This window comes from Allosediminivita pacifica, assembly GCF_003054175.1.
Lineage (GTDB): Bacteria > Pseudomonadota > Alphaproteobacteria > Rhodobacterales > Rhodobacteraceae > Allosediminivita > Allosediminivita pacifica.
Genome location: NZ_QBKN01000021.1, coordinates 60,849 through 82,252, shown reverse-complemented (window position 1 = coordinate 82,252; position 21,404 = coordinate 60,849). Strand labels below are relative to the sequence as shown.

General features: G+C 68.7%; 21 protein-coding genes and 1 riboswitch. Of the genes, 13 read left to right on the top strand and 8 right to left on the bottom strand.

Annotated features, from left to right (window positions below; translation table 11 throughout):
* Window positions 1-39: 39 nt before the first annotated feature.
* Window positions 40-223, bottom strand: a riboswitch (cobalamin riboswitch).
* A 28-nt stretch (window positions 224-251) separates the two neighbouring features.
* Window positions 252-1,202, bottom strand: a complete 951-nt coding sequence (gene hemC, locus C8N44_RS16010; protein ID WP_107977785.1) for a hydroxymethylbilane synthase — start codon at window positions 1,200-1,202, stop codon at window positions 252-254.
* 99 nt (window positions 1,203-1,301) lie between these two features.
* Between hemC and hemE the strand changes: the two genes are divergently transcribed.
* Window positions 1,302-2,333, top strand: a complete 1,032-nt coding sequence (gene hemE, locus C8N44_RS16005) for a uroporphyrinogen decarboxylase (RefSeq protein WP_107977784.1) — start codon at window positions 1,302-1,304, stop codon at window positions 2,331-2,333.
* 6 nt (window positions 2,334-2,339) lie between these two features.
* Here the strand turns inward: hemE and C8N44_RS16000 are convergent, their stop codons facing one another.
* A complete protein-coding gene (locus C8N44_RS16000) occupies window positions 2,340-3,317 on the bottom strand; it encodes a DMT family transporter (RefSeq protein ID WP_107977783.1) in 978 nt (325 codons plus the stop codon).
* Between the two features lie 136 nt (window positions 3,318-3,453).
* On the opposite strand from C8N44_RS16000, the gene C8N44_RS15995 reads away from it, so the two are divergent.
* From C8N44_RS15995 to C8N44_RS15985, 3 genes are all read left to right on the top strand, one after another.
* Window positions 3,454-4,395, top strand: coding sequence for an ABC transporter ATP-binding protein (locus C8N44_RS15995; RefSeq protein ID WP_107977782.1), 942 nt, complete (start codon window positions 3,454-3,456; stop codon window positions 4,393-4,395).
* On the top strand, window positions 4,392-5,153 hold the full coding sequence (locus C8N44_RS15990) for an ABC transporter permease (protein ID WP_107977781.1): 762 nt from the start codon (window positions 4,392-4,394) through the stop codon (window positions 5,151-5,153). The genes C8N44_RS15995 and C8N44_RS15990 overlap by 4 nt, the downstream gene beginning before the upstream one ends.
* A gap of 313 nt (window positions 5,154-5,466) precedes the next feature.
* The gene (locus C8N44_RS15985) at window positions 5,467-6,594 is read left to right on the top strand and encodes a hypothetical protein (RefSeq protein ID WP_107977780.1); all 1,128 of its coding nucleotides are present in this window, start codon (window positions 5,467-5,469) and stop codon (window positions 6,592-6,594) included.
* 3 nt (window positions 6,595-6,597) lie between these two features.
* Here the strand turns inward: C8N44_RS15985 and C8N44_RS15980 are convergent, their stop codons facing one another.
* Window positions 6,598-7,656, bottom strand: coding sequence for a YeeE/YedE family protein (locus C8N44_RS15980; protein ID WP_107977779.1), 1,059 nt, complete (start codon window positions 7,654-7,656; stop codon window positions 6,598-6,600).
* A gap of 201 nt (window positions 7,657-7,857) precedes the next feature.
* On the opposite strand from C8N44_RS15980, the gene C8N44_RS15975 reads away from it, so the two are divergent.
* Complete coding sequence (locus C8N44_RS15975; RefSeq protein WP_107977778.1) at window positions 7,858-8,295, top strand: cupin domain-containing protein; 438 nt, start codon at window positions 7,858-7,860, stop codon at window positions 8,293-8,295.
* A gap of 52 nt (window positions 8,296-8,347) precedes the next feature.
* Entirely contained in the window at window positions 8,348-9,580 is a 1,233-nt protein-coding gene (locus C8N44_RS15970; RefSeq protein WP_107977777.1) for an MFS transporter, read from the top strand.
* Window position 9,581: 1 nt separating this feature from the next.
* Here C8N44_RS15970 and C8N44_RS15965 read toward each other — a convergent pair whose 3' ends face one another.
* Window positions 9,582-11,177, bottom strand: a complete 1,596-nt coding sequence (locus tag C8N44_RS15965; protein ID WP_107977776.1) for a sodium:solute symporter — start codon at window positions 11,175-11,177, stop codon at window positions 9,582-9,584.
* A gap of 86 nt (window positions 11,178-11,263) precedes the next feature.
* Between C8N44_RS15965 and C8N44_RS15960 the strand changes: the two genes are divergently transcribed.
* Window positions 11,264-12,133: a 50S ribosomal protein L11 methyltransferase gene (locus C8N44_RS15960; RefSeq protein WP_107977775.1), complete on the top strand. Its 870-nt coding sequence runs from the start codon at window positions 11,264-11,266 to the stop codon at window positions 12,131-12,133.
* A gap of 175 nt (window positions 12,134-12,308) precedes the next feature.
* Here the strand turns inward: C8N44_RS15960 and C8N44_RS15955 are convergent, their stop codons facing one another.
* On the bottom strand, window positions 12,309-12,512 hold the full coding sequence (locus tag C8N44_RS15955) for a DUF1127 domain-containing protein (RefSeq protein ID WP_107977774.1): 204 nt from the start codon (window positions 12,510-12,512) through the stop codon (window positions 12,309-12,311).
* A gap of 313 nt (window positions 12,513-12,825) precedes the next feature.
* Between C8N44_RS15955 and ruvC the strand changes: the two genes are divergently transcribed.
* The 4 genes from ruvC to C8N44_RS15935 are packed head-to-tail and all read left to right on the top strand — an operon-like array spanning window position 12,826 to window position 15,726.
* On the top strand, window positions 12,826-13,317 hold the full coding sequence (ruvC, locus tag C8N44_RS15950; protein WP_107977773.1) for a crossover junction endodeoxyribonuclease RuvC: 492 nt from the start codon (window positions 12,826-12,828) through the stop codon (window positions 13,315-13,317).
* Complete coding sequence (gene ruvA / locus C8N44_RS15945) at window positions 13,314-13,985, top strand: Holliday junction branch migration protein RuvA (protein ID WP_107977772.1); 672 nt, start codon at window positions 13,314-13,316, stop codon at window positions 13,983-13,985. Before ruvC ends, ruvA begins: the two co-directional genes overlap by 4 nt.
* Before the next feature lie 32 nt (window positions 13,986-14,017).
* A complete protein-coding gene (gene ruvB, locus C8N44_RS15940) occupies window positions 14,018-15,046 on the top strand; it encodes a Holliday junction branch migration DNA helicase RuvB (RefSeq protein WP_107977771.1) in 1,029 nt (342 codons plus the stop codon).
* Between the two features lie 41 nt (window positions 15,047-15,087).
* The gene (locus C8N44_RS15935) at window positions 15,088-15,726 is read left to right on the top strand and encodes a hypothetical protein (RefSeq protein ID WP_107977770.1); all 639 of its coding nucleotides are present in this window, start codon (window positions 15,088-15,090) and stop codon (window positions 15,724-15,726) included.
* Between the two features lie 227 nt (window positions 15,727-15,953).
* Here the strand turns inward: C8N44_RS15935 and trpS are convergent, their stop codons facing one another.
* Window positions 15,954-16,979 carry a tryptophan--tRNA ligase gene (trpS, locus tag C8N44_RS15930; RefSeq protein ID WP_107977769.1) on the bottom strand — a complete coding sequence of 342 codons (1,026 nt, stop codon included), beginning with the start codon at window positions 16,977-16,979 and terminating at the stop codon, window positions 15,954-15,956.
* Between the two features lie 75 nt (window positions 16,980-17,054).
* Between trpS and C8N44_RS15925 the strand changes: the two genes are divergently transcribed.
* Window positions 17,055-17,741 carry a rhomboid family intramembrane serine protease gene (locus C8N44_RS15925; RefSeq protein WP_107977768.1) on the top strand — a complete coding sequence of 229 codons (687 nt, stop codon included), beginning with the start codon at window positions 17,055-17,057 and terminating at the stop codon, window positions 17,739-17,741.
* 13 nt (window positions 17,742-17,754) lie between these two features.
* Here C8N44_RS15925 and C8N44_RS15920 read toward each other — a convergent pair whose 3' ends face one another.
* Window positions 17,755-19,239: a phospholipase D family protein gene (locus tag C8N44_RS15920; protein WP_107977767.1), complete on the bottom strand. Its 1,485-nt coding sequence runs from the start codon at window positions 19,237-19,239 to the stop codon at window positions 17,755-17,757.
* A gap of 23 nt (window positions 19,240-19,262) precedes the next feature.
* On the bottom strand, window positions 19,263-20,810 hold the full coding sequence (murJ, locus tag C8N44_RS15915) for a murein biosynthesis integral membrane protein MurJ (RefSeq protein WP_107977766.1): 1,548 nt from the start codon (window positions 20,808-20,810) through the stop codon (window positions 19,263-19,265).
* Window positions 20,811-20,964: 154 nt separating this feature from the next.
* Here murJ and C8N44_RS15910 point away from each other — a divergent pair, with 154 nt between their 5' ends.
* A complete protein-coding gene (locus C8N44_RS15910) occupies window positions 20,965-21,396 on the top strand; it encodes a VOC family protein (protein ID WP_244641107.1) in 432 nt (143 codons plus the stop codon).
* Window positions 21,397-21,404: the final 8 nt, after the last annotated feature.

The window sequence follows — 21,404 nt, the reverse complement described above, 5'->3', positions numbered from 1 at the left end:
GGCTCCTGAAGGTCACGTCGCGCCCCCGGTGTCCAGGCGGGGGGGCCATGTCGCCAGGCCGGTCTTCTGGCTTCGGATCATCCGGGGCGAGGCGCCTTCCCGGTTGCCCAGTGGCGTCATCTGCCTTGCCCCGTCCCCGTCACAGCGGCGGGCCCGCGCCGGATCTTCCCCGGCTTCCCGATTCTCCGCCGTTGCGGGCGGCACCTGGCACGCTCAGAGGTGGCAGGCTGCGGGCATTCGCGCAAGTCCCGTCAGGCGGTGCGCCAGTCGAAGAAGCCCGGGGTCGCGCGGGCCAGCAGGTCGCGGGCGAGGCTCGCGCCCATCTCGGGGCCCTCGGCGATCAGGCCCGTGATCTCGCCCGAGTGGGTCTCCGAGCCGTCGGGGCGCAGGATCTCGCCGCGCAGGCGGAGGTTTTCGCCATCGAGGTCGGCGAGGCCCGCGATGGGCGTTTCGCAGGAGCCGTCGAGTTCGGCCAGGAAGGCGCGTTCGGCGGCGAGGCGCTGGGCGGTGGGAATGTCGTGGATGGCGCCGAGCATGGTGGCGACGCGGTCGTCCCCCTCGCGCCGTTCCACGCCGATGGCGCCCTGCGCCACGGCGGGCAGCATGTCCTCGGGGGCGATCGGGGTGGCGGGGACGCCGTCGATCTTCATGCGGTTGAGGCCGGCGCTGGCGAGGAAGGTTGCCATGGCCACGCCGTCGTCCAGCTTGCGCAGTCGGGTCTGAAGGTTGCCGCGGAATTCCACCACCTGAAGGTCCGGGCGGCGGGTGAGCAGCTGCGCGCGGCGGCGCAGGCTGGAGGTGCCCACGACGACGCCCTTGGGCAGGTCGTGGATGGTCGTGTGCGCGGGGCAGATGAAGGCGTCGCGCACGTCCTCGCGCGGGAGGTAGCAGTCGAGGGCGAGGCCACCCGGTTGCAGGACCGGCATGTCCTTCATGGAGTGCACGGCGATGTCGATCTCGCCGCCGAGCAGCGCTTCCTCGATCTCGCGCGTAAAGAGTCCCTTGCCGCCGATTTCCTTGAGCGGGCGGTCGAGCACGCGGTCACCGGTGGTCTTGATGACCACGATGGTGAAGGCCTCGTCCGGGAGGTCGAAGGCGGTGGCGAGCCGGTCGCGGGTTTCGTTGGCCTGCGCGAGGGCGAGCGGCGAGCCGCGGGTGCCGATCTTGAGCGGGGCGTCGGGGGTGGGGAGATCCAGCGTCATGGCCCCTGATTAGAGCGGGGCCGCGGGGCTGACAATGGGCGCGGTTGACATATCTGTCGCAAGCAGGGACCAGTCGCCGAAACCGGAAAAGGGGCCTTCATGACCAAGACCATTCTGCGCGCGCTGGCGGGCGAGACACAGTCCGTGCCGCCGATCTGGATGATGCGGCAGGCGGGGCGCTACCTGCCGGAATACCGCGCCACGCGCGAGAAGGCCGGGGACTTCCTGTCGCTGTGCTACAACCCCGAGCTTGCCGCCGAGGTCACGCTGCAGCCGATCCGGCGTTACGGGTTCGATGCGGCGATCCTGTTTGCCGACATCCTGCTGCTGCCGCAGGCGCTGGGGGCGGACCTGTGGTTCGTGAAGGGCGAGGGGCCGCGGTTGTCGACGGTCACGAGCGAGCAGGACTTCATCGACCTCAAGCCCGTGCGGTCCATCGACGACACGCTGTCGCCGGTCTACGAGACGGTGAAGATCCTCTCGCGCGAGCTGCCCGACGACGTGACGCTGATCGGCTTTGCAGGCGCGCCGTGGACCGTGGCGACCTACATGATCGCCGGGAAGGGCACGCCGGACCAGGGGCCCGCGCATGCGCTGAAGGACGGCAACCGGGCGCTCTTCGAGCAGCTGCTGGGCAAGATCACCGAAGGGACGATCGAGTACCTGTCGCGCCAGATCGAGGCCGGCGCCGAGGTGGTCAAGATCTTCGACAGCTGGGCCGGGTCGCTCAAGGGGGCGGATTTCGACCGGTACGCCATCGAACCTGCGCGGATCATCACCGAGACGCTGAAGCGGCGGCACCCGGGCGTGCCGGTCATCGCCTTCCCGCGGCAGGCGGGCGAGAAATACGTGGGCTTTCACGCGGCGACCGGGGCCGATTGTGTCGCGGTGGACGACAGCGTGAGCCCCGAGTGGGTGGCCTCGAACGTGCAGCCCTCGGGCTGCGTGCAGGGCAATCTGGCCTCGTCGCACATGGTCACGGGCGGGCAGACGCTGGTGGACGAGACGCGCAAGATCGTCGAGGCGCTGCGCGGCGGGCCGCACATCTTCAACCTCGGCCACGGGATCACGCCGAACGCGGACCCCGAGAACGTGAAGCTGATGATCGACACCGTGCGGTCGATGGGCTGAGGTCGGTCAGCGCCGTCCCCAGAGGCGGCGCCGCCCCGGCTGCGGGCGGCCCCGGCGCTGTTCGCGCAGGAAGACGAAGAGCCCCGACGCGATGATCAGCGCGCAGCCGATGGCGGTGCTGGGCAGCGGGATCTCTCCGAAGATGGCGAAGCCCCAGAAGAAGGCCAGCGGCAGGCCAATGTATTCGAAGGGTGCGATGGTGGCCGCGGCGGCGAGCCTGTAGGCCGCGCTGAGGCAGTAGCCGATCACGCCCGAGCAGACACCGGTGGCGATGAAGAGCGGCCAGTCGTCGGCGGGCGGCCAGATCCAGGGCCGCAGCAGGAACCGCAGGCTGTCGTTCTCAACGCCTTCGGCGAAGCGCCCGTCGCCGGCCACGAGAAAGAAGCCGGTCGAGAACAGAAGGAAGGTCACCTGGCTGTAGACGGCGAGCGCCGAGGCGGGAGAGGTCACGCCGAGCCGCCGGGTGAGCACTTGCAGGAGCGCGTAGAGCGCGGCGGCGATGACCGGCAGCATGAGCACCCAGCGGGCCTGTTCGAGGTTGCCCTCCCACGGGCGCTGCATGACGAGGACCCCGGCAAAGCCCACCAGGACTGCCGCGATGCGGGGCAGACCGACCCTTTCGCCCAGGAGCGGAATGGACAGGAGCGTGATGAAGAGCGGGGCGGCGAAGAAGAGCGCGGTGGCCTGCCCCAGCGGCAGGACCGCCACGGCGGCGTAGAAGGTCATGTTGGCGAAGACCACCAGCGCGCCGCGCAGCAGGTGCAGGAGCGGGCGGTCGGTGCGCAGGATGCGCAGCCCGCCCTCCATCCGGACGAAGGCGAAGCTGAAGATCAGCGCGATGACCGAGCGGATGAAGATCATCTGGTGCAGCGGGTAGCCGCCCGAGAGGTATTTGATGAGCACGTCGTTGACCGAGATCGCCGCGACGCCTGCGCAGATGAAGATGATCCCGGCGGTGGGGCGGTCGATGCTCTGATCGGTCATGGGACCTGATTAGCCCCGAAGGCCACGCGCCGCCATGGGGCAATGCGCGTACGCACAGGACCCATGCGAAATGGTTCATTGCTATGCAACGGGCGGCCTCTAGGTTGCGGCGGGCAAGGGAACGAAGGACATGCCCATGGCGATGGTCGAGATCCGCGACGCGCGGAAGGTCTTTGACGGAGGGTTCGAGGCGCTGCGCGGCGCGTCCCTCGACATCGAGGAGGGCGAGATCCTCGCTCTGCTGGGGCCGAACGGGGCGGGCAAGACCACGCTTATCTCGGCCATCTGCGGGATCACGCAGCCCACCTCGGGCACGATCGCGGTGGGCGGGCACGACGTGGTGAAGGACTATCGCGCTGCGCGGAACCTCGTGGGGCTGGTGCCGCAGGAGGTGAACCTCGAGCCTTTCGAGAAGGTCTGGAAGACGGTGCGCTTCTCGCGCGGGCTGTTCGGACGCAAGCCGGACGACGCGCTGCTGGAGCGGATCCTGCGCAAGCTGTCGCTGTGGGAAAAGCGGGGCGCGACGATCAAGTCGCTGTCGGGCGGCATGAAGCGGCGGGTGCTGATCGCCAAGGCGCTGGCGCATGATCCCCGCGTGCTGTTTCTCGACGAGCCGACGGCGGGCGTCGACGTGGAACTGCGGCGCGACATGTGGGACACGGTGGCCGAGCTGAAGCGCGAGGGCGTGACGATCATCCTGACCACCCACTACATCGAGGAGGCCGAGGCGCTGGCAGACCGGGTGGCGGTCATTAACCGCGGGCAAATCCTGCTGGTCGAGGACAAGGATGCGCTGATGGCGCGGATGGGCCGCAAGACGCTGCGGATCGAGCTGGACGAGCCGGTGGCCGAGATTCCGGCGGGGCTGTCGGACTACGGGCTGCGGCTGGAGGACGATGGCCGGGTGCTGGTCTACGACTACGACACCTCGGCCGAGCGGACGGGGATCGCGCGGCTCATGGGGGCGCTGGCAGCAGAGGGGATCGTGGTGCGGGACGTGGCGACCTCGCAGAACTCGCTGGAGGACATCTTCGTCGGCCTCGTGCACGACGGGCAGGAAGAGGAGGGCGTGGCATGAACTGGGCCGCCGTCGCCGCGATCTACAGGTTCGAGATGTCGCGGTTCTTCCGCACGCTGCTTCAGAGCTTCATCTCGCCGGTCATTTCCACCTCGCTCTACTTCGTCGTCTTCGGCGGGGCCATCGGGTCGCGGATCGACCAGGTGGAGGGGGTGAGCTACGGCGCCTTCATCGTGCCGGGGCTGGTGATGCTCACGGTCATCATGCAGGCGATCAGCAACGCGAGCTTCGGGATCTACTTTCCGAAGTTCATCGGGACGATCTACGAGCTCCTTTCCGCGCCGATCAACTTCCTCGAGATCGTCATGGGCTACGTGGGGGCGGCGGCGACCAAGGCGCTGTTCATCGGGGTGGTGATCCTCGTCACCTCGTCCTTCTTCGTGGACCTGACGATCCAGCACCCGCTGGCCATGGTGGCCTTCCTTCTGCTGACCTGCGTGAGCTTCGCGCTGCTGGGGTTCATCATCGGGATCTGGGCGGGCAACTTCGAGCAGTTGCAGCTTGTGCCGCTGCTGGTGGTGACGCCGCTGGTGTTCCTCGGGGGCTCGTTCTACTCGATCGAGATGCTGCCGGAGGTCTGGCAGACGATCACGCTGTTCAACCCGGTGCTCTACCTGATCTCGGGCTTCCGCTGGGCGTTTTTCGGGCTGTCGGACGTGCCGGTGGGCTGGTCGCTGGCGGCCATCGCGCTCTTCACCTCGCTCTGCCTCACGGCGATCTGGTGGATATTCCGGACCGGCTGGCGCATCCGCAGCTGAGGGGTGTCCCGCGCCGGGACACCTTGGCGGGTACGGAAAATCAATGGGTTACAGAGACGGTTTAACCGGATCTTAGGAATGTCCCGCGGGACGTCATCGGGAAAGAGGGGGCTCTGCCCCCGTCCCTGCGGGACTCCCCCGAGGTATTTTCAGCGAGAAGAAGGGGGGCGGCGCGCCCGAGGAAGCCGGGCCGGAGTCGCGTCGTGAGGGAGCGGTTTTGCACGTCGCGCCGCGGGGGTTTTCACTACCTGCGGGTGAGAGTGGTTCGTGGCATCATCCGGGGATTGTTCGATCCTTTCAGAGGGCCATTGCCATGCCGCAGCCCGTGGACCTGGCGGATTTGCCGCCGCTTTCCGAGAGCCTGCTCGACCAGTTCCGGGGCGGGCTTTGCGTCGACTACATCGCCGTGGACCCCGAGGCGCTGCCGCCGCGGCTGCAGGGGAGCTACGCGCGGGTGGGGGCGCTGCTGACCGCGCCGGGGTTCGGGTGGAACACCGCCTACGAGATCGAGAAGCTGGTGGCACGGCTGCGGCTGGGGGATACGCTCGACCTCGAGATCGCGCGGCAGCTGGACATGCTGGAGGGGCTGGTGCCGCGCAGCCACGCGGTGCTGTCGGATCAGGCGGCGGCGCTTGCGGATCGGCCCGACCCGCAGAAGGGCTACGACGATCCGCAGGTGCTGCGGCGGCAGGCGCTGCTGGAGCGGGTGCTCGACGACCTGCACTGGGGCTACGGACAGCGGTTCCTGAAGCGCGACAGGATCGACCGCTACACTGGCAACGCGACCCTGTGGAGCGTGCTGGTCGGGCTGTTCTTCATCGTGGTTCTGGTGGGGACGCAGATCTTCGGGCTGTCGCTGCGGCCCTATTCGGGGCTTGAGCTTGCGGCCATGGCGGGGCTGGTGGGGTCGAGCTTCAGCGTGCTGACGAGCCCGGCGCCGGACCCGCGGGCGAACACGCTCGACGAGATCCGGCGACTGACCAAGGGGCGGGTTCTGGCGATGCGGCTGCTGACCGGGGGTCTTGGGGCAGTGATCCTCTATTTCTTCTTCGAGGCGGAGCTGATCGACGGCCTGCTGTTCCCGGATCTCGAGCGGATCGGCTTTGCCGGCGTGCCCAGCGGCGCGGGGCTGGTGGCGCAGGTGGGCGCGGCGCTCGATGTGTTGGCGGGTGGCGAGGGCGCGGCGCCGGAGGGGCTGCGCGATCTCGTCGAAGCATTGGGTGACGAGACGCGGCGTGGCGCCCTGCGTGACAGCCTTGTGGAGATCATGGGAGCCGACCGCGACGGCCCAATCGGAGATGCGCCCCGGCGGGTGGTGGGGGACCTGGTGCCGAACTCGGAGCTGTCGAAGCTGCTGGTCTGGAGCTTTGTCGCCGGGTTCTCGGAAAAGCTGGTGAAATCGGTGCTGGGACGCGTGGAGGGCGACGCTACCGGCGCCTGAGGCTCAGGCGGGTGCAGGGGCCGGCTGGCCCAAGGCCCGTTCCGTGGCCATGCCGCCGATCCACATGGCAAAGAGCGCGAGCCAGGCGGTGCCCGCGAAGATCGAGCCGCCGGTGACGCCCGCGCCGATGGCGCAGCCGCCGGCCAGCATGCCGCCGAAGCCCATGAGCGCGCCGCCGGTGAGCGCCCGGCGCATGGGGGCGGGGCCGTCGAAGCCCTGCAGGCGGAGCTCTCCGGTGAGGGCGGCGGCGGCGAAGGCGCCGAGGACCACGCCCGGCACCAGCCCGATGTCGAAGTCGAGCACCGCGTGGCGGTCGAGCACGAACATGAGCGTGCTGGCCGAGGGGCCGGTGAAGCTCGCGCTTTCCACCTGCACGGGGTCGAAGGCCACGCGCGAGAGCGCCGAGGTGAGCGCCCAGCCGAGCGCGACGGCAAAACCCACGCCCGAGGCGAAGACGAGGCGCGCCGCGCCGATGCGGTTGCGGCGGGCGAGGGTGAGGGCGAGCACGGCGATGGCAAGGCCCGCGACCAGCCCGGCGGCGGGCGGCAGGTGCAGGGCGGTGATCAGGTCGAGGTTGCGGCCGCCGGTGGTGACGGAGAGCGCGGCCAGCCGGTCGCGCAGGGGCGCGAGCCAGCCGGTGATCGAGACCTGCGCGGTGACGGCGAAGATCAGCCCCGAGACCAGCGAGCGCATGTTGCCGGTCGCGGCGAGCACCAGCAGCCGCCCCGAGCAGCCGCGCGCCAGCACCATGCCCGCGCCGAACAGGAGCCCGCCGATGACGGCGCCGGACCAGCTTCCGGTGACGGCCATCATGCGGGCCTCGCGCGTGTCGATGAGGCCCGCGAGCGCGCCCGCCTGCACCCAGACCAGCGCGGTGGAGAAGGTGAGCAGCCAGACCGCGACGGAGGGGCCCATGCCGCCGCGGGCGAAGTCCACCACCGCCGCGCGCAGGCAGAAGCGCGAGCGCTGGGCGGCGACACCGAAGGTCACGCCGGTCAGCAGGCCGAAGAGGGCGGCGGCGGGCGCTTCGCCGATGCGGTCGAGGAGGGGGATGATGTCCATGTGGCTGTCCCGGTGTCCGGGGTTACATGCGATTCCTCGCATGGATTCGCCTTGATCGAGATCAGGCGCGCGCGTTTGCGACCGCAACGTCGGTTTCGGGGTGTCCGGTCGCGACCTGCGGGGCTGTCGCGACTGGTGCAGAATCGCGGTGCGGCGCGCGGCAGGCTGGCTCGTATCGACAGGCCGCATCGGACAAGCGCCATGGAAACGCAGACCGCCACCGTCACCGACATCTCCGACCTCGCGCGCCTGATCGGTGCGCTGCCGGTCATCGCCAACGCCGACCACGCGCCGCTGGAGGGCGGCGAAGACCCTGCCTTTGGCAGCCTGCGCTGGCGGACGCTGTTCAGCGCTGACCGGACCGCGACCTCGGGCATGGTGGCGGGCGTGGCCGAGTTCGGGCCCTTCGGGACGCTGCACCCGCACAGCCACGCGCCGGCGGAGATCTACTTCGGCCTCTCGGGGCGCGGGGTCGTCACGGTGGGCGGGGCCGCGCACGAGATAGGCCCCGGCACGGCGCTGTTCATCCCCGGGGAGGTGGAGCATGGCACAGTGGCGGGCGAGGAGGGGCTGCGGTTCTTCTACGTCTTCCCGCGAGACCGGTTCTCTGACGTGGAATACCGGTTCCGGACCGTCTGAGCGGCGCGCTTTCCCTCTCGCCAAGGGGCGCGCGCAGTCCTAAAGCGGTAGCATGAGACCCGTTCCCCTGAGTGAGGCGCGGGGCCTGCCGATCTGGCGCCGCCCCGTCACGCTGCTGTTCCTCATGGCCATCGCCATGCCCCTGAGCTTTGCCACATGGTCGGCGCTGCTCAACAACTTCGTCATCGAGGCGGCGCAGTTCGACGGCAAGGACATCGGCTGGCTCCACACGGTGCGCGAGATCCCGGGTTTTCTGGCCATCGGCGTGATCGTGGTCATCATGTTCGTGCGCGAGCAGGTGCTGGCGCTGATCTCGCTGGCGCTGCTTGGGGTGGCGACGGCCATCACGGCGCAGTTCCCGACCATGGGGGGCTTGCTGTTCGTGACGCTGCTGAGCTCGATCGGGTTCCATTACTACGAGACGGTGAACCAGAGCCTGCAGCTTCAGTGGCTGCCCAAGGAACGTGCGCCGCAGGTGCTGGGGCTGCTGATCGCGGCGGCCTCGGGGGCGACGCTGGTGGCCTACGTGGCGATCGTGATGACCTGGGAGGCGTTCGACCTGTCCTACACCTTCGTCTACGTGGTGTCGGGCGGGCTGACATTGGCGATCACGCTCTATTGCGCGCTGATGTTCCCGCAGTTCGAGAGCCCGAACCCGCAAAAGAAGACCTTTGTCCTCCGGCGGCGCTACTGGCTGTACTACGCGCTGCAGTTCATGTCGGGCGCACGGCGGCAGATCTTCACGGTTTTTGCGGGTTTCATGATGGTGGAGCGCTTCGGCTTCGAGGTGCACGAGGTGACGGCGCTGTTCCTCATCAACCTCGTGGCCAACATGATCATCGCGCCGCTGCTGGGCAAGGCCGTGCACCACTGGGGCGAACGGCTGGCGCTGGTGGTGGAATACGTGGGGCTGACGGTGGTCTTCACGCTTTACGGCGGGATCTACTGGTTCGGCTGGGGCGTGGTGCTGGCGGCGGCGCTTTACGTGGTGGACCACATCTTCTTTGCCATGGCGCTGGCGCTGAAGACCTATTTCCAGAAGATCGCGGACCCCGGCGATATCGCGCCCACCGCTGCCGTGGCCTTTACCATCAACCACATCGCGGCGGTCTTCCTTCCGGCGGGGCTGGGCTACCTCTGGCTGGTGTCGCCGGGGGCGGTCTTTGCGCTGGCGTCCTGCATGGCGCTGACCTCGCTGGGGCTGGCGCTGCTGATCCCGCGCCACCCGGAGCCCGGGCGCGAGACGGTGCTGGCACGGTTCAGCGCGCCAGCACCGGCGGAGTAGATCACCAGAAGGCGACCAGGATGGCCAGCATCGAGAGCGCGAGCAGCACGGCCCAGACCCGCACGTTGAGGTAGAAGGGCGCGTCGTCGCGCAGCGACTCGGTGGCCATCTCGGGCGACCAGGTGGTGGCCTCGACCTTCTCGGCGGGTTCGGGGCTGCCGGCCAGGCTGACCACGACGAAGACCAGCGCGCTGACCGCCGTCATGACGCCCACGTTGGCGGTGAAGTGCAGCGGCCATGCGCCCATCTGCGTGGCGATGAAGAGCGCGATGGAAACCGCGTGCCCGATCGCGAGCGTCATGAAGGCCGCGTCGCCGGTGCCGCGCTTCCACAGCGCGCCGAGGAGAAAGATCGCCACGACCGGCGGCACGAGGATCGAGAAGGCCTGTTGGAGGTAGTCCCAGAGCCCGCCCATGTCGTCAATGAAGGGTGCCCAGAGCACCGCCACGATCATGAGCACCAGCGTGGTGATGCGGCCGATGTTGCGCTGTTCGTGGGGTTCCTTGTCGCCGACATTCATGAAGTCGTGCGCGATGAGGGTCGAGGAGGAGTTCAGCGTGGAGTCGACGCTGGACATGATCGCCGCCACGAGGCCCGCGAGCACCAGGCCGGTGAGGCCCGCCGGCAGGACGGTGGTGGTGATGGTCGGGAAGACCATGTCGGCGTTCTCGAGGTTGGGAACCACCGAGATCGCCATGGCTCCGGGCAGGACCATGATGAACATCGGGATGATCTTGAGGAAGCCCGCAAGGATCGCGCCGCGCTGCGCGTCGCGCAGCGAGCGGGCGCCCAGCACGCGCTGGACGATGTACTGGTTGGTCACCCAGTACCAGAAGCCCAGCAGCGGCACCCCGAGGAAGAGACCCGTCCAGGGCAGGGTTTCATCCGAGCGCGGCTTGACCATCGACAGGTGATCGGGGTCGGGCAGGCTTTCGCGGACGGCCTCCCACGAGAAGCCGAGCTGGCTGAACAGGATGAAGGTCATGGCCGAACTGCCGAGGATCAGCACCACGGCCTGCAGCACGTCGGTGTAGACCACGGCGCGCAGGCCCCCGGTGGCGGTGTAAATCCCGGCAAAGATACCGAGGCCGACGCAGGTCTGCCAGATCGGGATGTCGGGGAAGAAGGTCTGCACGACCACGCCGCCCGCGTAGAGCCCGCCGGCGGTGTCCACGATCACGGTCAGCACGATGGTGATGCCCGAGAAATAGAGCCGCGCGCGGCGGTCGAAGCGGTTTTCCAGCCATTCGGGGATGGTCGTCACCCGCGCCTTGAAGAAGAGTGGCGCGAAGATGAAGGCCAGCAGGATGAGCGCGATGCCCGACATCCATTCGTAGGCGGAACTGGCGATGCCGGTGGTGTAGGCCGCGCCGGTGAGGCCGATCAGGGTTGTGGACGAGATGTTGGACGCAAACAGTGAAAAGCCGACCACGCCCCAGGTGAGCGTCCGGCCGGCCAGGAACAGGTCATCCCCGCTTTCGGTGCGTCGGCTCACCCACACGCCGATCCCGATGATGACCAGGAAGTAGATCCCCAGTATCCACAGGTCGAGAGAGGTGATGGCGCCCGCGACGCCTTGCGAGGCTTCCTGTTCCATGACAAGTCCGTTCAATGTCCGTGATCTGCCGCCCAACCCGGCAGGTTCCCGCTTGGTTCCCCCTACGGTTGCGCGAGGCCCCTCAAATGCAGACCTTCACCGCCTTCACCAAACTCCCTTCGCAGGATCAGGCCGAGGCCCTTGGCGAAGCGATGGAAGAGCTCGACCCTGCGCCCACGGGCATCGGCGTGTTCGAGATCGAGGACGGCTCGGGGACCTGGGAAGTGGGCGGCTATTTCACAGAACAACCCGACAGCGTGGAGCTGGCGCTGCTGGCCAGCGCCTATGGCGCCGGGGATTTCGTCATCTCCGAGGTGCCGGACACCGACTGGGTCGACAAGGTGCGCCGCGAGCTGACGCCGGTCGAGGCGGGGCGCTTCTTTGTCTACGGCAGCCACGATGCCGACAAGGTGCCCGAAACCTCGGTCCCGCTGCTGATCGAGGCGGCCATGGCCTTTGGCACCGGCCACCACGGCACGACGCTGGGGTGCCTGAAGGCGCTGGACCGGCTGGACGCGGGCGGGCTGCGCGCGAAGAACGTGGCCGATATCGGCTGCGGCACCGCGGTGCTGGCCATGGCGGCAGCCAAGATATGGGAGGCCGACGTGCTGGCCTCGGACATCGACGAGGTGGCGATCGAGGTGGCCGGGGCCAACCTGCGCGCCAACGGTATGGACGGCGAGGTTGCCTGCTACGTGGCGCCGGGCTTCGAGCATGACAATATCCGCGCGGCGGCGCCCTTCGACCTCGTCTTTGCCAATATCCTCAAGCAGCCGCTGATCGACCTTGCGCCGTCGATGGCTGCCAACATGACTGAGGCCGGGCACGCGATCCTGTCGGGGCTGCTGACGCGCCAGGCCGAAGACGTGGTCGCGGCCTATGCGGAGGCGGGGTTCACCGAAGCCTCGCGCGAGGTGATCGGCGACTGGGTGACGCTGGTGCTGCGCAAGGGCTGAGTCCCGGCGCGGCGAAGCTGGGCCCGGACAAAAGAAAAGGGCCGCGTCCCAGGGAGTGGGGGGCGCGACCCTCGGCATCCGGCCGTCGGAAAATCTCGGGGGATGGAAGAACCGTCAGTGCAGGGCACTGATGCCGGCTGGATGCCGCCCCGGCCGGTCCGGGGCAGTGGCGCGCTCAGCGGCGGGCCACTTTCTCGATGTCGGCGCGGTTCAGGCCGATGTCGTCCAGTTCGCGGTCGCTGAGAGCCGACAGGCTCTTGCGGGTCTGGCGCGTGTCGTTCCACGCGGCAAGCGAGCCGAATGCGGACAGGAATACGTTGCCGATCCCGCCGGCGGAGCCGGCGTTGGCGGGGGTGCGGGTGTTATCAAAGAATGCCATCTCGCGTCTCCTATGGGGCTGGGCGGGTGCTTTTCACAAAGCGCACATAGAAGTAGCATCATGCGCGCGCAATAAGCATTTTGTGCATGGGCCCCATGCGCTCCCTGCATGGCTCGCCGGTTCCGTAAATCATTGTAAATGAACGGTAAAATTGGCGTGACAGCGTGTCGCTTTTCGAGCCCGGAGGGGCGTTTTCGGACCGCGCCTGTCGCCGGGTGACAGGCGGAGTCGCTTTCGGGCCCCGAAGGTTTCACCTTGGTCTTTGTTCGCGTTTCGTGCTAATCGTGCCGAAAATACAACGACAGGGGCAGGGATGCGCATTCTGGGCATCGATCCGGGGCTGAGGAATCTCGGCTGGGGGCTGATCGACTGCGAGGGCAGCCGGATACGGCACGTGGCCAACGGGATCTGCGAATCGGACGGGAAGGATGAACTGGCGCTGCGCCTGCTGTCGCTGCACGGCCAGCTTACGCGTATCTGCCGCGAGTACGCGCCCGAAATGGCCGCCTGCGAGCAGACCTTCGTCAACCGCGACGGCGCGGGGACGCTGAAGCTCGGCCAGGCGCGGGGGATCGCCCTGCTGGTGCCCGCGCAGTTCGGGCTCGACGTGGGCGAGTATTCCCCCAACAAGGTGAAAAAGACGGTGGTGGGCGTGGGACACGCGGACAAGACGCAGATCGCGCACATGGTGAAGATGCAGCTACCGGGCGTTCAGCTTGCGGGGCCGGATGCGGCGGATGCGCTGGCCATCGCCATCTGTCACGCGCGCCACATGGGCACGCAGGCGCTGCGGGTGCGGGCATGATCGGGCGCGTCGCGGGGCTGGTGAGCTACAAGTCCGACGATCACCTGCTGATCGACGTGCGCGGCGTGGGCTACGTGGTCTTCTGCTCCGACCGGACGCTGGCCGCGCTGCCCGGCCCGGGCGAGGCGGCGGCGCTCTTCACCGACCTGATGGTGCGCGAGGACCTGCTTCAGCTCTACGGCTTTCCCACGTTGGTCGAGAAGGAGTGGTTCCGCCTGCTGTTGTCGGTTCAAGGGATCGGCGCCAAGGCGGCGCTGGCGATCCTCGGCGCGCTCGGCCCCGACGGGGTGAGCCGCGCCATCGCGCTGGGCGACTGGAATGCCATCAAGGCCGCGCGCGGCATCGGCCCCAAGACGGCGCAGCGGGTGGTCAACGAGCTCAAGGACAAGGCGCCCGCCGTCATGGCCATGGGCGCGGGCCAGCCCGAGCCCGCGCCGGTGATCGAGGAGGCTGGCGAGCCCCCCGCACCCGCCGCGACACCCGCGCCGAAGGCCGCCCCCAAGCCCAATGCCTCGGCCCAGTCCGAGGCGCTCTCGGCGCTCTCCAACCTCGGCTACGCGCCGGGCGAGGCCGCGAGCGCCGTGGCGCAGGCGGGCAGCGACGATCCCGGCGCCGACACCGCGACGCTCATCCGCGCGGCCTTGCGGCTGCTGGCGCCCGCGGGGTAGGGCAGTCCCATGCGTGACGGCACCCCCCGGGCATGAGCGATCCCGACCCCACACTCCGCCCCGAGGCGCAGCCCGAGGACCGCGACCGTGCGCTCCGGCCGCAGCACCTGCAGGATTTCATCGGCCAGCCCGAGGCGCGCGCCAACCTGCGCGTGTTCATCGAAAGCGCCCGCTCGCGCGGCGAGGCGATGGACCACACGCTGTTCCACGGGCCGCCAGGGCTGGGCAAGACGACGCTCGCGCAGATCGTGGCGCGCGAGCTTGGCGTGGGCTTCCGCATGACATCCGGCCCTGTGCTGGCCAAGGCTGGCGATCTCGCCGCGATCCTCACCAACCTCGAGCCGCGCGACGTGCTCTTCATCGACGAGATCCACCGCATGAACGCCGCGGTGGAAGAGGTGCTCTACCCGGCGATGGAGGACTACGAGCTCGACCTCGTGATCGGCGAGGGACCCGCCGCGCGCACCGTGCGGATCGAGCTGCAGCCTTTCACGCTGGTGGGCGCCACCACGCGGCTGGGTCTGCTCACGACCCCGCTGCGCGACCGCTTCGGCATCCCGACGCGGCTGAACTTCTATTCGACCGAGGATCTCGAGACCATCGTGAGCGCCAATGCCGTGCGGCTGGGCGTGCGCATGGTGGGCGACGGCGCCGCCGAGATCGCCCGCCGCGCCCGCGGCACGCCGCGCATCGCCGGGCGCCTGCTGCGCCGGGTGGTGGATTTCGCCGTGGTCGAGGGCGGCGGCGTGGTCAGCCGCGAACTCGCCGATGCGGCGCTGACGCGGCTTGGCGTGGATTCCCTCGGCCTCGACGGCGCCGACCGGCGTTACCTGGCGCTCATCGCAGAAAGCTACTCCGGCGGTCCCGTGGGGATCGAGACGCTCTCCGCCGCGCTGTCGGAAAGCCGCGATGCGCTCGAGGAAGTGGTGGAACCCTACCTGCTGCAGCAGGGCCTGATCCAGCGCACCCCGCGCGGACGGATGCTGACTCAGGGCGCCTGGGCGCACCTCGGCCTGCCCGTGCCGCGTCCGCCGGGGCAGAGCGACCTCTTCGGCAAGTAGGCGGCTTGTCTCCGTCACGCCGCTGGCCTATCCCGCCGCGCATGAGTGACACCCCCGACCCCGAGACGATCGCCGCGCTCTTCACGCGCTCCGACGGCAGCTACCTCTGCGCCCGCTGGGGCCGGCCCATCGTGCCCGTGGTCTTCGGCGTCGACGATGCCACGCTCGGCCTCGTCAAGGGCGGCTTCGAGGCGCTCTGCGCCACGGCGGGCCACAAGATGGCCGAAACCGACCCCGAGCTCGGCGCCAACGCCATGGTCTTCTTCTTCCGCGACTGGGAGGAGCTGCTCTCGGTGCCAGACCTCGACCGGCTGATCGAGGGCCTCGGCCCGCTGGTGGCACGGCTTTCGGCGGAGGGCGCCAACCAGTACCGGGTGTTCCGCTTCGACGCCGACGGGGCGATCCGCGCCTGCTTCACCTTCCTCAGGATGGACGAGGCCCTGTCGCACCAACCGGCCGAAACGCTGGTGCTGGGGCAGGTGGCGCAGGCCATGCTGCTCTGGTCCGACGTGGCCTTCACCGACCGCTCGCCGCTGGCGCAGCTTTCGGACGGGCGCGTCGTCTTGCACCCCGAGATCGCGGGCGTGCTGCGCGCCGCCTACGACCCGGTCATGCCCAACGCGGCCACGGACCCGAGCCACGCCCTGAGGCTCGCCGCGCGGATGCGGACGCAGGCCTGAGGCTTCTTCTCGCCCGAAATACCTCGGGGGAGTCCCGCAGGGACGGGGGCAGAGCCCCCCCCTGAGCCGGTCTGCCCATGGGTGTCCCGGGCCGGGACATTTTTCCGACCCAGCAATTTCAAAGGGTTGGGCTCGCGCGTTAACCGGGACTTAGGGAAGTCACGCGATGGCCCGCAGGGGCATCGCGCGGATCGGACTGCCCGTCAGGGCGGTCCGAAACCTGTCTATCAGCGCACCATGCCCACGATCTCGTAGGTCTTCGCCAGGATCGGCGCGGCGATCTCTCGCGCGCGCTCGGAGCCGCGGTTGAGGATCGCGTCGATTTCGGCGGGCTCTTCCATCAGCCGCGCCATCTCGGACGAGACCGGCGAGAGCTTTGCCACCGCCAGCTCCGCCAGCATCGGCTTGAATTCCGAGAACGGCTTGCCGCCCACCTCTGCCATGACCGCATCCACGCTCTGCTCCGACAGAGCCGCGTAGATGTTCACGAGGTTGCGCGCCTCGGCCCGGTCCGAGAGGCCCGCGGCCTCGGAGGGCAGGGGCTCGGGGTCGGTGCGGGCCTTGCGGATCTTGGCGGCGATGGTGTCGGCATCGTCGGTCATGTTGATGCGGCTCATGTCCGAGGGGTCGGACTTGGACATCTTCTTGGACCCGTCGCGCAGCGACATGACGCGGGTGGCCGCGCCCTCGATCACCGGCTCGGTGATGGGGAAGAACTCGACGCCGTAGTCGTGGTTGAACTTTGCCGCGATGTCGCGCGTGAGCTCCACGTGCTGCTTCTGATCCTCGCCCACGGGCACGTGGGTGGCGTGATAGAGCAGGATGTCGGCGGCCATGAGCGCGGGATAGGCGAAAAGCCCCAGCGAGGCCTGCTCGGCGTTCTTGCCAGCCTTGTCCTTCCACTGGGTCATGCGCTTCATCCAGCCCATGCGGGCGACGCAGTTGAAGATCCACGCCAGCTGCGCGTGCTCGGGCACCTGGCTCTGGTTGAAGAGCACGCTCTTTTCGGGGTCGACGCCCGAGGCGATGAAGCCGGCGCAAAGCTCGCGCGTGGCGCGCTTGAGCTTCTCGGGCTCCTGCCAGACGGTGATCGCGTGCATGTCCACCATGCAGTAGATCGACTCGACGCCGCTGTTCTGGCTGTCGGCAAAACGCTTGAGCGCGCCGAGGTAGTTGCCCAGCGTCAGCCCGCCCGAGGGCTGGATGCCGGAAAACACGCGGGGGGTGAAGCCTGTGGGGGCGGCCTCGGACATGACGCGGACTCCGTCTGGAAACTCAGGTGGAGGTGGCTTACCCATGCCCCCATATGCCGTCAAGCGAGAGGCCCCATGGCGCAGACCCCCGGAGAAGCCCCGATCAACCCGCTGCCGCCCGTGGTGGTGGCGCTCTTTCTCATGATCGTGGGGGTGGAGGTCGTCTTCTCTCTCGGTGCGCGTGGCGTCGTCGGCGGCCCCGGTGCGGTAGGCTGGCGGCTCGCGGCGCTGGAGCGCTACGGCTTTTCCTCCGAGCTTTTCCGCTGGATGTTCGAGACCGGGCAGTTCCGGCCGCAGCATCTTCTGCGTCTGGTGAGCTATCCCTTCGTGCACGGCAGCTTCACCCACGCGGCCTTTGCCGGGGTCATGCTGCTGGCGCTGGGCAAGATGGTGGGCGAGGCGCTGGGCGACGTGCGCACCATCGCCGTCTTTGTGGCCTCGGCCCTGGGCGGCGCGGTGATCTTCGGGGTCCTGGCGCCGGGCCGGGCCCTGCTGATCGGTGCCTTTCCCGCGATCTACGGGCTGATCGGCGCCTTCACCTACATGCTCTGGCTGCGGCTGGGACAGGTGGGCGAGCAGCAACTGCGTGCCTTTACCCTGATCGGCGTGCTGCTGGGGCTGCAGCTGATCTTCGGGCTGCTGTTCGGCGGCGGGCCGGACTGGATCGCCGATATCGGCGGGTTCGTGGTGGGCTTTGCGCTGACGATCGTTCTGGTGCCGGGCGGCTGGGCGCGGCTGCGCGACAGGTTGCGGCACCGCTGAGGCAGGCAGGCCTCTAGAACATGTCGTCGGGCAGCGGCGTGAGCAGGCGCGAGAAGCGCCTTGCGCGCTCCATCGGGAAGGGCATGAGGAAACCCTTGCGGTCCTCGGGGTCGAGGTTGCTGTTCTCACGCGCGCGGTCGCGCCATGTCTGGGCCTTGCGCGGATCGCCGGGTGCCCCGACCAGCCACTTGTCCGCCAGCCGCTCCATGAGGCCCTTTGCGGTTTCCTCGTCGCGGTAGAGCACCGAGGCCTCGGTATCCCAGAGCAGCGAGCGGCCGTTGAGGTTGGCAGAGCCGATCACGCCGGCCTTGTCGTCGACGATGCTGACCTTGGCGTGCACGTAGATCGGGCCGGCGCCCTTGAGGTTCGGCTCGCCCGCTTTCGCGCGCTTGTCCTGTGCGGGCGAGACGACCGCGAGCCTGTCGCCGAAGGCCTTTTGCAGCTTCTCGATGGCGCGGACCTGCAGCCCGTGGGCGTGGCGCGCATCGAACCCGTGGTCGCCCTCGAAGAGCACCCGCTCGGGGGCCATGGGCAGCAGGATCATGAGCTGCAGATCTGGGCGGGCACGACCGAGTTCGCACAGTGTATCTGCGAGGGGTGCGTGGCGCAGGAACTGCGTCTCGATGTAGATGTAGCGCTGTGCCTCGCTGAAGAGGCGGGGCAGTTCCTCGGCGTGGTCCGAGGCGCGCGGCATGGGGCCCAGCCGGGCTGCCCCGCTGCAGGGCGTGGCGTAGGTCTGCAGCAGGCGCAGGTTGCCCGACCGCTTGCGCACCGGCATGTCCTCGCCCCAGGTGTCGGCCCGGTTGGCGAGCGAGGCGGCGCCGCAGGTGATGGCGGCGTTCCAGCAGGTGGCGAAGTGACCGGTGAGGGCTTCGGAATAGCCGGGATCGTCCACCTGCGTGGCCACGTCGTGCCATGTTTCCTCGGGCGACTGGTCGTGTTCGTTGGTGTCGTAGCGGCGTTCGTTGATGTCGAGCCCGCCGACGACGCAGGCGGTGCGGTCGGCGATGATGAACTTGTGGTGCAGGGTGACGGGGCGCAGCACCGGTTTGCTGTTGATCGCTTCCTCCTGCACGGGGGTCAGCTTGGAGCGATCTTCTTGTCGGAGCCGTTTCAGCGCGCGCATGAGGCGCGGAGCCATGGCGAGGTGCCAGAGCTTGCCGGCCTTCTGGCCGTGGGGCGCGCAGAGCACCTGAACGTCGCCGGGGGTCTTTTCAGCAAAGCGGGTGGCAGAGGCCCATGCCTGGCGGTGCAGGTCGCCGGTGAAGAGCGGGTCGAAGTCGGAAATGAGCAGGCGCAGCCTCACCCCGCGTTCGCCCAACATCGCGATGAGATCCGACCAGTCGTCGAGCCCCTGCTCGCGAAGTTCCGGGGCGCGCAGCTTGGTATCCGGGTCGATGACCCGGAAGGCCAGCAGCAGCTCGGTCGTGGCCGAGGCTGCAAGACGCTCGAGGGCGGGGAACCCCTCTTCGGCGGTGATCAGCGGTGTGAGGGTCAATATGCGCGCTCCATGTCTTTTATCTAACGCGCGGATCGACGGAAGGCTCCACGGAATTCGGATATTTTAAAGGCACCGAGGACTTGGCCGGCGAGGCCGTAGATGGCCATGCCGGCCAAGATCAGGACAAGGAGGGCAAGGTAGCGCCAGTAGTCGGCGGAAAGCCAGGGCGCGAGCAGGAGTTCGAGGCCCCAAAGCGCCAGTCCCATGACAACCGAAGCGGCGCAGATGCGCCCGATGCGCGCGCGGAAACGGTCGTCGAAGCGGGCGACCTCGCCCATGGCCCGGCCCCCGCGGGCGAGCAGCAGCACCATGATCCAGCCGGCTGCGGTGGTGGCGATGGCGGGTGCGATCCAGCCGATGACGGGGGCAAGGCCGATTGCGATGGCGGCGTTCACCACCATGGACCAGACCGCGTAGCGGAAGGGGCTGCGGGTGTCCTCGCGCGCGAAGAAGAGCGGCTGCAGCACCTTCTGGAGCACGAAGGCGGGCAGGCCGAGGCCGTAGATCGCGACGGCGAGCGCGATGGCCGAGGCATCCGAGGCGCCGGTGGCGCCGCGCTGGAAGAGCACCGAGACCAGCGGCAGCGGGATCACCATGAGCGCGACCGCCGAAGGGATGGTGAGGGCGAGGCTGATCTCGCCCGCGCGGGAAAAGGCGTGGCGGCCGCCCGCGGTGTCGCCGGCCTTGAGCCTGCGCGACAGGTCCGGAAGCAGCACGATGCCGACGGCGATGCCCACGACGCCCAGGGGGAGCTGGTAGAGCCGGTCCGCGGCGTAGAGCCAGCCCACCGCCTTGTCGAAGTGGCTGGCGACCTGCTGGCCCACGAGCAGGTTGACCTGCATGACGCCCCCCGCCAGCGCGGCCGGCACGGCGACCGCCACGAGGCGGCGCATGTCGGGGGTGAGGCGCGGGCGGCCGGGGCGGATGTTCAGCCCGGCGCGACCGGCGGCCACCCAGACAAGCGCAAGCTGCGCCACGCCGGCCACGGGGATCGCCCAGATCAGCCAGGTGATGACCGGCGCGCCGAAGGTGGTGCCGAGAGCCATGGCGGTTACCACGATCACGTTCAACAGCACGGGCGCGGCAGCCGCAGCGGCGAAGTGGCCCACGGCGTTCAGCGCGCCCGAGAGGAGTGCGGCGAGCGAGATGAAGAGGATGTAGGGGAAGGCGATGCGCCCGAAGGCCACGGTCAGATCAAAACGTTCGTCGCCGATGAAACCGCCTGCCGTGGCCCAGACCAGCGCGGGCATGAAGATCAGCGCCAGCGCGCTGAGGATCAGCAGCACAAACAGCAGCCCGCCCATGGCATCGCGGGCAAAGCCCATGGGGTCGTCCTCGGCCTCGAACTTCTTGGAGAACATCGGGACAAAGGCCGCGTTGAAGGCGCCCTCGGCGAAGAAGCGGCGGAACATGTTGGGCAGGCGAAAGGCCGCGACGAAGGCGTCCATCAGCGGGCCGGGCCCCACGAGGGCGGCGATGACCACGTCGCGCACCAGCCCAAGCACGCGCGAGGCCAGCGTCCAGAACCCGACGGTCATGATGCCCGAGATCAGGCGGATGGGTTTCATGAGATGCGGGCTCCTGGCGCTGCGTTTCGGCGCAGGAGTAGAGGATCGCGGGAAGGTGAGGAAGGGGGCGCGTGAAGTGCGCGGTTGGCGCAGAACGGACCGGCCGCCGCCGTTTGCGACAAGGGCGTGGCGTGGTAGCTTTGGGCTCCGATCCATGACTTTCCCGGATGTCGCCGTGCCGCGCCGCCTTGCCCTCTTTTCCCTGCTGGTCCCGGACTACGACGAGGCGCTGGCGTTTTTCCTGGGCATCGGTTTCGAGTGTCGCGAGGACACGGATCTTGGCGGAGGAAAGCGCTGGGTGCGCATCGCGCCGCCGGACGGCGAAAGCGAGATCCTGCTTGCGCGCGCGGTGGGGGGCCGACAGCGGGCGGCCATCGGCGCGCAGGGGGGCGGCCGCGTCTGGCTGTTTCTGGAGACCGAGGATTTCGAGGCGGATTTCGCCCGCATGAAACAGCGGGGCGTGCATTTCGAGACTGAGCCGCGCGACGAGCCCTACGGGCGTGTGGTGGTCTGGAGCGACCCATGGGGAAACCGCTGGGACCTGATCCAGTTTGCCAAGTCCGATCGCAGCGGGACCGGGGCATAGGCCTCGAT